The 13,610-nt window shown below is 40.6% G+C and carries 10 protein-coding genes; 8 read left to right on the forward strand and 2 right to left on the reverse strand.

What is annotated here, in order from left to right; genetic code table 11:
• Positions 1 to 24 precede the first annotated feature (24 nt).
• Entirely contained in the window at positions 25 to 2,670 is a 2,646-nt protein-coding gene (gene mngB, locus A6E04_RS10255) for a mannosylglycerate hydrolase (protein ID WP_065611215.1), read from the reverse strand.
• Between the two features lie 185 nt (positions 2,671 to 2,855).
• A complete protein-coding gene (mngA, locus tag A6E04_RS10260; RefSeq protein WP_065611217.1) occupies positions 2,856 to 4,814 on the reverse strand; it encodes a PTS 2-O-a-mannosyl-D-glycerate transporter subunit IIABC in 1,959 nt (652 codons plus the stop codon).
• A gap of 227 nt (positions 4,815 to 5,041) precedes the next feature.
• Here mngA and A6E04_RS10265 point away from each other — a divergent pair, with 227 nt between their 5' ends.
• The 8 genes from A6E04_RS10265 (at position 5,042) to uhpC (ending at position 13,326) form a co-directional block, all read left to right on the forward strand.
• Complete coding sequence (locus tag A6E04_RS10265) at positions 5,042 to 5,755, forward strand: GntR family transcriptional regulator (protein WP_023602726.1); 714 nt, start codon at positions 5,042 to 5,044, stop codon at positions 5,753 to 5,755.
• Between the two features lie 15 nt (positions 5,756 to 5,770).
• Positions 5,771 to 6,649 carry an AraC family transcriptional regulator gene (locus A6E04_RS10270; protein WP_065611219.1) on the forward strand — a complete coding sequence of 293 codons (879 nt, stop codon included), beginning with the start codon at positions 5,771 to 5,773 and terminating at the stop codon, positions 6,647 to 6,649.
• A gap of 111 nt (positions 6,650 to 6,760) precedes the next feature.
• On the forward strand, positions 6,761 to 7,615 hold the full coding sequence (locus tag A6E04_RS10275) for a nuclear transport factor 2 family protein (protein WP_217491213.1): 855 nt from the start codon (positions 6,761 to 6,763) through the stop codon (positions 7,613 to 7,615).
• 196 nt (positions 7,616 to 7,811) lie between these two features.
• Positions 7,812 to 7,964: a hypothetical protein gene (locus A6E04_RS21300; protein WP_175365422.1), complete on the forward strand. Its 153-nt coding sequence runs from the start codon at positions 7,812 to 7,814 to the stop codon at positions 7,962 to 7,964.
• A gap of 360 nt (positions 7,965 to 8,324) precedes the next feature.
• Positions 8,325 to 9,719, forward strand: a complete 1,395-nt coding sequence (uhpT, locus tag A6E04_RS10280) for a hexose-6-phosphate:phosphate antiporter (RefSeq protein WP_065611223.1) — start codon at positions 8,325 to 8,327, stop codon at positions 9,717 to 9,719.
• Positions 9,720 to 9,872: 153 nt separating this feature from the next.
• Positions 9,873 to 10,481: a response regulator transcription factor UhpA gene (gene uhpA / locus A6E04_RS10285; RefSeq protein ID WP_065611225.1), complete on the forward strand. Its 609-nt coding sequence runs from the start codon at positions 9,873 to 9,875 to the stop codon at positions 10,479 to 10,481.
• Complete coding sequence (uhpB, locus tag A6E04_RS10290) at positions 10,481 to 11,977, forward strand: signal transduction histidine-protein kinase/phosphatase UhpB (RefSeq protein WP_065611227.1); 1,497 nt, start codon at positions 10,481 to 10,483, stop codon at positions 11,975 to 11,977. Before uhpA ends, uhpB begins: the two co-directional genes overlap by 1 nt.
• Positions 11,978 to 11,985: 8 nt before the next feature.
• Positions 11,986 to 13,326 (forward strand): MFS transporter, encoded by a 1,341-nt coding sequence (gene uhpC, locus A6E04_RS10295; protein ID WP_065611229.1) that lies wholly within the window; start codon positions 11,986 to 11,988, stop codon positions 13,324 to 13,326.
• Positions 13,327 to 13,610 lie beyond the last annotated feature (284 nt).

Consider the following 13,610-nt stretch of genomic DNA (forward strand, 5'->3'; position numbering starts at 1 on the left):
AGGCAAATACATTATGAATAAGAACTAGAAAGTCACCTTAAAGGATTTTGCTTGGCAGGGGGCGACCACTCCAAAACGCTCAACTTGAGTTTCTGTTGCTAATGCTTTCTCATCCATTTGAACTTCAGACCACATCATTACATTTTGAGTAAAGCTCACGCCGTCTTCTACTTCACCCACTTCCGCAGGATTGTAGATTCTCAAAATTAATGCATCAGAATCTTCTGCTTTTTTCAGCACACTTAATACCGCGCCTTTTTTCTCTTTCTCTTTCTCTAATAAGCTGAACGTTAATGGCAGATTTTGTTCACCAACATTAAGCTTCATTGCGTTATATGGGATCTTGTTGTAACACTGAATTGGCGTCACGTTATCACGCGCTTCTGCCATAATATTTGCCTCAACGTGATTACCAGCAAAACCAAATAACGTGAACTGACAAACAATCTTGCCGCGAGTTTGTGAATCTGGTGTTGGGATCTTAATACCCGATGGACGACCTGGACGAGTAAGTAAATTCTCTTTACCTAACACGCCAACCCCTCTAAATAACGTCAATGCTAACGTGTCACGCTGCTCACTATGTGAAGCAATCACTTCAAACTCACGCAGACCATTGGTCATTACGGCCATGCCTGCGGTGCCATTTTCAAGTGCTGCAAAATTCATTAGCTGATAAATAGGGACTGGTGCTTCTTTCCACTTTTCTTCTTCCCATACTTCCATCGCAGGATCATTCGTTGGGCGAGTAATAACCCCAAATTGATTATCTGCAACAACGGTGTCAGTAACAAATTTCGTTGGAATTAACACTCGAACTCGGTGATCATCCGCTTGGTTATTTAACTCCATTCGAACTTCAATTTTACGCGAATTTTGCTTTAACACGACTTGGCAATCAACATCCACGAACGCATCTTGATTAGCACGAGACTCACGCGCTTCTAAGTTAGTAGGCACTTGCATACGTAATTGAATTGAAGCAACTGACTGATAACCTTCATGTTTAATATTTGTTTTTGCGGTAAATTCGTCAGAGTGAATCAACCATTCTTCACGAGAAGGTGAATAATCGTATTCATCACCATCATCAGAGCCGTCTTCTAAACGCAACACTTGCTCAAACAGCTCCTTGGTTTCTTTATCAAAAATACTCAATGTGCCGTTGCTGTTCACGTCGATGCGATAGAATTCATTCTCCATGACGTTGCCTTTCTGTGCCGCGACTTTTTGCTTACCTTTCTCATTCCCTTGAATGTGTAAAGTAGTAAAGCCCATTGCAGGAACGTGTTGGTTTATTTGAATATCGTATTCAATGAATGGGTCGTAGTTACCGTAATGCACAATTTGACGGTCAATTTTACCCGGATCAATCTCGCGTTGGTCTTGAATGAAGTACTCAACTTGATTGCCTTCATCATCAAAAATAGAAAACTCTTGAGCACGAATAGTAATTGTTGTGTTAATCACTTCTTCACGAACGTAAGGCGATAAGTTGAAGAATGCCAATTTATCACAACCTTCACGAGCAGGCATGTGATCTACAATTTTACGTTTGTAGAAATTAATCAGGTTGGTCGCCATGTCATCCGCAAGAATGTAACGGTTTAAAATCTCAGCGTGAACCTTGTCTGAACAACAACAGCCAATCGAGTCATGCGCATGGTTTTTCATGCTTTCTTTCCACATTTTCTCGATCAAACCGTGGTGATATTCAAACCCTAATGTCCATGCGATAGACGCTAATGGCTCAAGAATATTGACGATCTTATTCTCAACTTCAGCATGAATAAGTTTAATATCCATACGAGTTGAAGAAATACTGCGGTGAACACGCATGTACTTACCATCATTAAACTCGCCTTTAATGGTATCAAGTTGATCACGCATGCCTTCGATTTTTTCAAACACATCTTCAAAGCGGCTCATCATAAATTCACGATCAGGGTAAGCCGAACGCAATGTGTCCATCACTTCAAAAATGTTGTTTTGAATTGGCATTTGGTCGTGGCCGTTTGGCAACAAAATGTCTTTGGTTACTGACGCATTTTCTAATACGTTAAAATAAGTATCTAGTCGGCTGCGTAGTGCTTCTTCATCTTCAGGTAAGTACTTACCAATCGCATAGCCCAGTGGTAACACTTGTGCAGTCACTTCACTGCCATCGTTTGACTGCCATAAAAATTCTGTTTTATTTGTTCCGTGACGCTCAGAGCAACCACGCCAAAACATGGTTCTATCAATTCCAAAACCGTTATAGATCATTGGTAATTGAGAGCTCATTGAGAATGAATCAGGTAGGTAACCAATCTTCATTGGGTTGCCTAATTCTAAACAATCACGCAGACCATACATCATGTTTCGTACAATGGACTCACCAGAAACTTGCATCGTATCCGTTTGAGAATACCAAGGGCCAACAATCAGTTTATCGGCTTGAACCAGCGCTTTCACTCGTTCTTTGTGTTCTGGTTTTATCGCAAAGTAATCTTCTAATAGCGCAGTTTGGCCATCTAATACGTAGTATTTGTAGTCAGGATCCGTCTCCAGACGGGTCATGATTTCTTCCATATTATTAAGAAGAAGAATGCGAGACTCTTCTGTTGTGAAATACCATTCACGATCCCAGTGCATGTGTGGAGTAATATGAACGCGTGATGTAGTAGTCATAATTTTTTACCTGATTTTCTCGCCGCTTTTACAGCCGCAATAATGAAATTAATGTCGTTTAAATAAATCGAGAGTGGATCCTCTCTCATTTAAAACCCCGTGATGTATCGATAACCTCGGAGGTTTAGATGAGAGGAGTATCGAGAAACTTTAGGGGGAAACCCGATACTCCAATCGTTTTATCGTTAGTTCTGAGTTGCTGCTGTTACTTTTTCAGACTTTTGCAATTCAAGCTTTCCCTTCTTTACTGCGTGGCCTCTCCACATAATAAGAATTGATGTTGAAATCACCGTACCAATCAGAGCTGCGCCTAGCCAAATTGCTGCCGCCATGAATGAGCCTAAGCCACCATCTTGTAATAAGAAGAGCGAGAAGATGCCTGCACCCGGTGTAGATAAACCAACACCTGCGGCACCAACCATTGCCCCCGTTACAATAGAACCCACAAGGAATGAACCGATAACACGAATTGGATCTTCAATCGCCATTGGAATCGCACCTTCAGTAATACCCGCAAGGCCAAGTAGCCATGTTGATTTACCCGTTTCAATTTCAAAATCTTTGAACAAACGAGGCGCTATCATGGTTGACGCCGTTACCGTAAAGGCTGACACCATTTTTACTGAACCGAAGATGGCGTAAGGGCCATAAACACCATTCGCCATTGCACCTAAACAGAAGGCATAAGCGGCTTTATTAACAGGACCACCTAAATCGAATGAAACGAAACACCCTAGCACTGCACCAAGTAAAATGGCATTAGTACCTGACAAACCATTTAGCCAATCCGTTAAACCTTGGTTTAAAAACGCAACAGGCTTACCAATAACGAATAACATTAAACTACCAACGACCAAAGTACCGATCACAGGATAAAGATAAAACGTAAGGAAACCGTTGAATGCAGGGGCTAGGCGAATATTTTCTTTCACCCAACGCATCACGTAACCAGCTAATAAGCCACCAACAACACCACCAAGGAAACCCGCACCAATCAAGTTAGCCGCAAGACCCGCAGCAAAACCTGGACCTAACGCCGGTTTATCTGCAAGGGAATAAGCCGTATACGCTGCCAGTACTGGAACCATTAGCGTGCCAAGCAAGCCACCACCTAATTTACGGTACATCCATAACCACGAACCATCCGTCGCGTACAGTTCTTGTAAGTCAAAAATTTGAGCAATAAGAACAGCAACCGCAAGCACTGTACCGCCAGCGATGATCAATGGTACGGCAAACGAAATACCACTTAATAAGGCTTGTTTTAATTCTGTTTTCAAAGGTAATTTTTTAGGTTTATCATCCGTTGCTTTCACAAAATCGGCAGAACGCCCTTTTTTACCTTCTTCTATCGCGTCATTAAGAATTCGTTCAGCATGACGAATAGGCTCTGCAACTGGTGTTTCAACTCGTGGAATACCCTTGAATCGTTCAACGTCTTTAATCGCAACTTCCGCTGCAAAAACACACGCGACGGCTTTATTCAGTTGCTCGGCAGTAATACGATCTTCAATACCATTTGCGCCTTGTTTTTCAACATGGACGTTATAACCAAGCTTTTTCCCTGCTTTTTCAAGGTATTCCGCAGCCATATACGTGTGTGCAATGCCTGCTGGGCACGCGGTTACGCATACAATTGTCGGTGCATTTGTATCTAAGTTGTATGATTCAATTTCTTTTTCTTTATGCCCATCAAACAGAGCAAAAATCTCTTCTGCTGTGGTCGCATTTAATACGGCTTCACGAACGTCATCATCCACTAAGGTTGTGGTTAATTCCGTCAGTAAATGCATGTGAGTAGAACCCGCTTCTGCATTAGGAATCGCAATTAAGAAAATAAGGTTTACGTCTTCGTCCTCATCTTCATCAACGCCTTTCCATTTTAGATCTCGCGTTAAAGTTGCGACGGCAAATGCCGCTTCTTTTACCGCATCTGTTTTTCCATGAGGCACTGCTAGCCCTTCACCCAATGCGGTTGGGCCTTCTGCTTCACGAGCAAATACAGCCTCTAAATATTCATCTTTATTATGTAACTTGCCTTGTTGTTCTAATTGGTCAGCAAGTGCATAAATCGCTTCTTCTCTGCTATTAAATGTAGTTTGCAGATTAATGAGCGACTTATTTGTAAGAGTAGTCAGTTTCATAACCTTTGTCCCATGTCACGAATGAGTGTTTGTATTTGGTAACGGAGACAATAATACCTTTTTAATACAACTTATCTGTGACAACTATCACAACCACCACAACTTGTATTGAAAAGGTATTACTTGCACATCAAATACAAATTGGCATTAACACTTGTCTTATTACCTTATATTCGTATGATACAAGTTAGTGTAGACAATTTTTACAGTAAAATTACGAGGTTTTAATGGCAAGACTCCCAATGTATCGTCAAATTGCTGATGCTATCCGAGAGAAGATAAGCCAAGGCGAATATAAAGTCGGTGAAGCACTTCCAAGTGAAGCGCAATTACGAGAACTGTTTTCTGTTAGCCGAGTGACTATCCGTCAAGCATTAAAACTATTAATAGAAAATGATGAACTCGAAAGTGTGCAAGGCAGTGGCACTTACGTAAAAGAGAACAAAGTAAATTACGATATTTACCAACAATCGAGCTTTCAAGAAAAGTGGGCACATTTAGATGTAGCAACTCACAGCGATGTATTGGCGTTTGAGATCCAAAAAGCATCACTCGTAATGGCAGAGCATTTAGATATTGCAGAGAACGAACACATGTTTTACGTAAAACGTGTGCGTTATATTGATAACAACCCGATTGCTGTCGAAGAAACGTGGTTACCAGTTGCCCTCTTCCCGGATCTGTCTTACCAAGTCATGCAACAGTCTAAATACGATTTTATTGAGAATACCAAAGGGTTAACAATTGATCGCAGCGAGCAAGAACTAGTGCCAATTCTGCCAACCAAAGACATTGCCGATTATCTGAATACAGAAGAAGGCGTGCCGATTATTGAAAAACGCAGCCGAGGCTATTTAAAGGGCGACATCGTCTTTGAATACAGCCGTAACTTTATCTCACCAAGAGATTATAAATTTACCTTGGTTGCAAAACGTCACTAATAAAAAAGGACAGTTATGAATATCCCTAATGTTGGTTTTAATCACAACAAAAGCAATAATGCTGAATTAGAGATCATCGAACTGTCTTCTTTGTATGAAAGAACTTCCCTTTCTCATGATCCGGAAGCTCCGCACCGCGTGTCTTTTTTCATGTTCCTTTATATTGAGGAAGGTGAAGGTATTCACATGGTGGATTTTCAAGAATACCCTTTCCGTGCCGGCTCGATGATATTTGTGCAACGTGAGCAAGTTCATGCGTTTGATTTGTCATCAAAACCAAAAGGCAAAGTGTTGCTATTTACCCAAGCCTTTCTTGATAACGTCCATACCAATATGCGTTTGCCAAATTACACCCCAACGCACCTTAATCAACAACACACTCCATTGCTTTGTCTAGACGCAGTAAACAATAAGCGCAGCCAAACGTTAATTAATGAGATAACCACCGAGATCAAATTAGACAATTCAGACCCCTTGCTTATTATGTATTTATTCTCTGCATTGGCTCTGTTGCTGCACCGCTTACGCCCTGAAATGCGTCACGATAAATTATCGACAGAACAAAGCCTCAAACTCGCTCGCTTCTTTACCCTAATGCAAAAACACTTTGAGCACATCCGTGATGCCAATTGGTACGCAAACCAAATTAACACTACGTATAAAACGTTAAACCAAGTGTGCAAAGTCGCCACTGGGTTAACCGCGAAACAGATGATAGATGCCTTTACTCTAATTGAAATGAAACGACGTTTAATAGTAACTAGCGCCCCTTCTCAACAAATCGCCTATGATTTTGGCTTTGAGGACGCCAGTAACTTTATAAAATACTTTAAAAAACAAACCACCCTCACCCCTAGTCAATTTCAAAAGAAATACACCACACCTAAGTTGTAAGTTTATCGGGTTCGATATTCACCATTTTTAAGCCCATATCCACTCTGCACAGCCCGTTGGAATGTCTCTATTATTGTTCTCAAGCCAACAGAGGATAACAAAATGAAGAACATGACAACTAAAATCAAACACACTGTATTAGCAACAAGTATTTTAAGCCTAGCCGCATGTGCAAACACAGACACGCCAGAACAATTAACCAATAAAGACAAAGCGGTTGCGGTGATTTCAAGCATTGAAACGGGTAATCCAGAGGCTATTAACTACATTAATCCAAACAAATACATTCAGCATAACCTTGCGGTTGGAGATGGTTTAACAGGTTTTGGGGAAGTATTACAGCAATTACCAAAAGGGAGCGCCAAAGCCAATGTCGTGCGTGCTCTGCAAGATGGGGATTACGTAATAACTCAAACTGAATACAATTTCTTTGGACCAAAAGTGGGCTTTGATGTGTTCCGCTTTGAAGAGGGAAAAATTGTCGAACATTGGGATAACTTACAAGAGTTAATGCCTAAAAACGCCAGTGGACGCACGCAATTAGATGGCACAACTACCATAACGGATTTGGATAAAACAGAAGAAAACAAAGCGATTGTGGCTGATTTCGTAAACACCATTTTAATGAATGGCGACATGGCGAAAATTAACCAATTTATTGAAAATGAAGACGACGCTTATTTACAGCACAACCCTAATATTGCTGATGGCCTGAGTGGCTTAGGCAAGGCGTTAGGTGAATTGGCAAAAGCAAATATGCCAATGTCATACAGCCAAAATCATAAAGTTCTTGGTGAGGGTAACTTTGTGCTCTCCATCAGTGAAGGGACATTCATGAACAAACACGTGGCTTTTTATGACTTATTCCGCCTAGATAACGGCAAGATCGTAGAACATTGGGACACGGTTGAAGCCATTCCTGAAAAAACAGAATGGAAAAACACTAACGGAAAATTTGGATTTTAATCAAGATAGCTAGCCAATAAAAAGCCTCAATTTAAAGGATGAAAGAGCCTCTCTTTCATCCTTTTTTATGATTAAAGTTGACCAATAGCAGCACTCAATAGTTAATTAAATCTAAACGCTTGTTTTTAATTATTAAATTTAATTAAACCAATAAAACAGATAACCTCTTTTTACTGATTACTTAAGAGGACGTGTTATGTGCGATTTAAATGAAGATTTTGAAGACTTAGAAATCAACTTCACCCCATCAGAAATTAGAATGCTCGGCTGGGATGACAAAGAATGGATCATCGAAAGTATTACTTTTATAGCATCAATCTGCATGATTATTTATTTCTTTCTTTTCTGAATTTAACCATCAAATTCAATATTTTAAATATTAAAACATTCCCCTAATAGAATCATTATATGTTCTTTGAACAATTGAATTTGATGTTATTCAACTTAAATATTGACGATTTTCCATTTAATAAATAACCAACTAACTCACTGCAATGACTTCATTTCCTCTTTATGCCCAACAATGTGATTCTTTTCACGCTTTCTATACACCTCGTTAATTTCTAAGAATTTTTCCTAGTCATTCTAAGACCCTCTCTCATGCAAGCCTCCTCTCCACTCTCTACTATTTCAACCAATTCAATAAATAAAGAACGCATTGAGGATTAACTCCTCATGCATACCCTCATACATTATAAGAGAGTTCACAATGTTAAAGTTCCTAGAACAGGTTAGAAAACCGACACTAGATCTTCCGGTAGAAGTCAGAAGAAAGATGTGGTTTAAACCTTTCCTACAATCTTACTTGGTCGTGTTTATTGGTTATCTAACCATGTATCTGATTCGTAAAAACTTCAATGTCGCACAAAACGACATGATTTCAACTTACGGATTGTCGATGACAGAACTTGGCTTAATTGGCCTTGGATTTTCAATCACTTACGGCATTGGTAAAACGGTTGTTTCCTATTATGCCGATGGTAAAAACACCAAACAATTCTTGCCTTTCATGCTTATTCTTTCTGGCTTAGCGATGCTAGGATTCAGTTTCAGCATGGGTGGCGGCAGTGCCAGTTTATTCATGATGGTTGCCTTTTATGCTTTGAGTGGTTTCTTCCAGAGTACAGGTGGCCCATCAAGTTATTCCACGATCACTAAATGGACGCCACGTAATAAACGCGGTTCATATTTAGGCCTGTGGAACATGTCCCATAATGTCGGTGGTGCTGGTGCTGCTGGTGTCGCTCTATTTGGTGCTAACTACTTTTTTAATGGCAGCGTTGTTGGTATGTTCGTTTTTCCTTCTATTATCGCGATCATCGTTGGTTTTATTGGGATGCGCTTTGGTAATGATTCTCCAGAAGCTTACGGTTTAGGTACGGTAGAAGAGCTTTTTGACGAAGAAATCAGTGAAGAAGATACCATCGCTGAAGAAAACCACATGACGAAAAAAGAGATCTTTGTTGAGTACGTACTTAAAAACAAAGTGATCTGGTTACTCTGCTTCGCTAACATTTTCTTATACATTGTTCGTATCGGTATCGATCAATGGTCAACCGTGTACGCATACCAAGAACTTGGCCTATCAAAAGAAACCGCTATCACAGGCTTCACTTTGTTTGAAGTTGGAGCACTTGTTGGCACGCTAATGTGGGGCTATTTATCCGATCTCGCTAATGGCCGCCGTGCTTTGGTGGCTTGTGTCTCTCTTGGTTTTATCATTGTATCGCTTGAGTTCTATCAAAATGCAACCAGTGAGTTCATGTACCTTGGGTCACTCTTTATACTTGGTTTCTTAGTGTTTGGTCCTCAACTATTGATTGGTGTTGCTGCTGTTGGTTTTGTTCCGAAAAAAGCGATCAGTGTTGCTGATGGCGTAAAAGGCACTTTTGCTTACCTAATTGGTGACAGCTTTGCAAAACTAGGTCTTGGTATGATTGCCGATGGCACGCCTATCTTCGGCTTAACTGGCTGGGAAGGTACTTTCGCCGCATTAGATACCTCCGCCGCGATTTGTATTGTCTTACTTCTTTTCGTCGCTATCGCTGAAGAGAAAAAGATCCGCCACGCCAAAAAACTGCACTTAGCTGCACAACAAGCGTAATCAATTTTCGCGCGCTTAACTTACGTAAAGCGCGCGAGATCATACAAATCATCCGATCAATTAAGTATCATTATTCTGTCTTAATATTGATTCTCTTATCGCTCCTATCACTGGAGTTTATTCCGTTTCTCACTCTACACTCTGGTTAATATCATGATTAATGTTGCACTTGTTGATGACCATGTCATTGTCCGTTCTGGTTTCGCCCAATTACTCAGCCTAGAATCTGATATCTCTGTGGTAGGTGAATTCAGCTCTGCAGCAGAAGCTCGCCGCGGGCTTCCGAGTTGTCATCCAGATGTCGTTATCCTAGATATTTCAATGCAAGATGAAAGTGGTTTAAGCCTGCTCGAAGATATTCCCTCTGGCATCGCCAGTATTATGCTTAGTGTGCACGACTCTCCCGCTATGGTTGAAAAGTCTTTAGAACTGGGCGCAAAAGGCTATTTAAGTAAACGTTGCAGTCCTGATGAACTGATCCAAGCCGTTCGAACAGGAGCAAACGGGGGGTGTTACCTTACTCCTGATATTGCAATAAAACTCGCCACACCAGTAAAAAGGAACACATCACTCAGCCAGCTAACTCGTCGAGAAAACGAAGTGTGTCAATTACTAGCTAATGGACTAGATGTTAAGTCTATCGCAACAAAATTGGGGCTAAGCCATAAAACCGTCCATGTTCACCGTGCCAATGCAATGGATAAATTGAGCGTTAAAAACAACGTTGAGTTAGCCAAACTGTTCTCTCAAGACGCTTACTAATGCGAACTTATTTAGCCACTTCTGTTTGTGGCATTTTTATGGCTGGTTGTTCATGGTTTTGTTTATGGGTCATTGCCTACTATTTCATTAATGACCCAGAACTCGCTATTTTACTGTTTCCTTTTTCTTTACGATTAGGGATAGCACTGCACACACGGGCAAAATACTGGCCTGCTATTTATATTGCAGAATGGGGGCTGACGATTGCTCTCGCTCTCTTACTTAATGAGCCTCAGTGGCTAACCGTTCTCATTGCCAGCACATTAAGTATTCCAATAACTCTATTAGCTAAACGCTATTACTACGGTGATCAGAATCGCCATCTATTGGTCATGACAAGCGTCATCATCATCATGGCTTTTATTAATCTTTCTGCCGTTGGTTTCCATGTCTCTTCGATTTATATGGTGTGGCTCGTCAGTATCACTGGCGGTTTAATGTTGGTTCCTATGTGTTATTTAGTCTGGAATTACCTTTTCCAAAACAAATGGGCACCACTCAGTTCTTACTTAATAAATACCGTTGTTGAATTTAAAATTCGTCATATTTCGCTGTATAGCCTGTTATTTATTGCCAGTATTGTTATACAGACGAGCTTGCCTGAAGAGTTAAGACGCTTTGCTCCTTTTTGTATGGCGATCCCGATTATATTGCTTGCCGTTCGTTACGGTTGGCAAGGTGCATTACTAGCCACATTATTTAATAGCGTCGCATTAATTGCTGCCCACAGTGGTGTTTCTAAATTAGAAATCACCGACTTACTCTTATCTCTTTCTGCGCAAACCATAACGGGTATATTGCTTGGTTTAGCGGTGCAAAAACAGAAAGATTTAAACCATAAATTACGCAGTGAGCTCTCTCGTAATCAAAACCTATCTCGTCAATTAATTACTGCAGAAGAATCGGTTCGTCGTGATATTGCTCGTGAATTACATGATGAGATTGGCCAGAATATTACCGCAATACGAACTCAGGCAAACATCATAAAACGTATTGATGCCGCCGAGATGAGTGTTCGTTGTGCTGATACGATAGAAACACTTTCCTTAAATGTATATGACACCACTAAACGATTATTAACGAAACTAAGACCAAAGATGTTGGATGATCTCGATCTCAAAGAGTCCGTAGAACAACTGATCCGAGAAATGGAATTTTCTGATCATGGCGTTGATATAAACTTAAATTGGCAAGGTGATTACCTGTGTTTAAGTGACACTCTTAAAGTAACCATTTTTCGTTTATGCCAAGAGTCATTAAACAACGCTTATAAATATGCAGAGGCCAGTGAGATCCACATTACGCTGATATTAGATAGTCAAGTTACCCTCTTAATTTCTGATAATGGTATTGGTTTTAAAGCACAAGATTTAATGAAAGGAATGGGCGTTCGTGGTATGCAAGAACGTGTTCAAGCTCTTGGAGGAAAGATGGTAATTAACTCAAACACCCCGCTTTCTGGTACTAAAATCAGCATTGCATTACCTAAAGTGTGAGTATAGATATGTTTGGATTTTTACGCTCGACTACCTCAAATTCCACGCCATTGAGTGAGGAAAAGGTGAATCAAAGCTATCGTTACTGGCGCTTGCATATCATGCTAGGAATGTACGTAGGTTATGCCGGATTTTACTTTACTCGTAAAACCTTCAACTATGCCGCCCCAGCGATGATCACCGATTTGGGCTTAGATAAAGGAGACATAGGCTTAATTGGCACCCTTTTCTATATCACTTATGGTCTATCAAAATTTATCTCTGGCACGATTTCGGATCGCTCAAACCCTCGCTATTTTATGGGCATTGGCCTGATAGCGACGGGGATTATTAATATCGCGTTTGGTTTTTCTAGCTCTTTAATGGCCTTTATCTCTCTTTGGATGTTGAACGCGTGGTTTCAAGGGTGGGGATGGCCTTCATGTTCCAAACTTCTAACGACGTGGTACTCACGATCAGAGCGAGGGTTTCGCTGGGCAACATGGAACACCGCACATAATATTGGTGGTGCGCTTATCCCAATTTTGGTTGGTTATCTTACTTTGCATTATAGCTGGCGTGCTGGCTTTATTTGGCCCGGAGTCATAGGCATTGTTATTGGTTTAATCGTTTGTTGGCGTTTACGTGATAAGCCAACAACCATGGGATTACCTAGCGTAGGACAATGGCGAAATGACCCTTTAGAATTAGCGCAAGAGAACCATGGGCAAGGGTTAAGCTACCGAGAGATATTAAAAACCTATGTATTTAGCAATAAGTATATTTGGTTACTCGCTTTTAGTTATGTGTTGGTTTATATCGTAAGAACCGCGGTTAATGATTGGGGTAATTTATATCTAACTGAAGAGCATAACTACACTTTAATTAACGCTAATGCTGCATTATCTCTATTTGAAATTGGTGGATTTATTGGCTCACTTGTTGCGGGTTGGGGCTCTGACCGGTTATTTGCAGGTAACCGTGGACCAATGAATATCTTGTTTGCTATCGGGATTTTCTTGTCGGTGTCTGCATTGTGGCTGATGCCTTTGACTAATTTTGTTTTTCAAGCCGCCGGGCTTTTCTGTATAGGCTTTTTTGTCTTTGGTCCTCAAATGTTAATTGGTATGGCAGCAGCAGAATGCTCACACAAAGATTCCGCAGGGGCAGCCACTGGTTTTGTTGGTCTCTTCGCTTATATGGGTGCCGCATTATCTGGGTATCCACTGGCTCTCATTTTAGAAACCTACGGTTGGACTGGATTTTTCGTTACTATTTCGACTTGTGCTGCCGTGATCGGGCTTCTTCTCTTGCCTTTCTTGCAAGCTCAATCACCTCAGAAAACAATTGATACAAGGTATCGTTTATAAACACTGCGTCAATATTTACACCAACTTGAGTATATCGAGCCTGATTTACGATTCACTCAAGTTGGTTAATTAACAATCGATATGACACAGTTTTAATTCTACGCCCCATCAACAATGTGACTCTTTTCACGCTTTTTATATCTCCACGCCATTTCTAAGAATTTTTCCTAATAATTCTAAGACCCTCTCTCATGCATTTTTTTGCCTACTCCCTAGTATTTCAAGTAATCAAATACCACGGAAATCACTTTCTTTCTAATCGATTAGAAAAGCTAACTACGGGA

The sequence above is a fragment of the Aliivibrio logei genome, from assembly GCF_001691055.1.
GTDB classification, from domain to species: Bacteria; Pseudomonadota; Gammaproteobacteria; order Enterobacterales; family Vibrionaceae; genus Aliivibrio; species Aliivibrio salmonicida.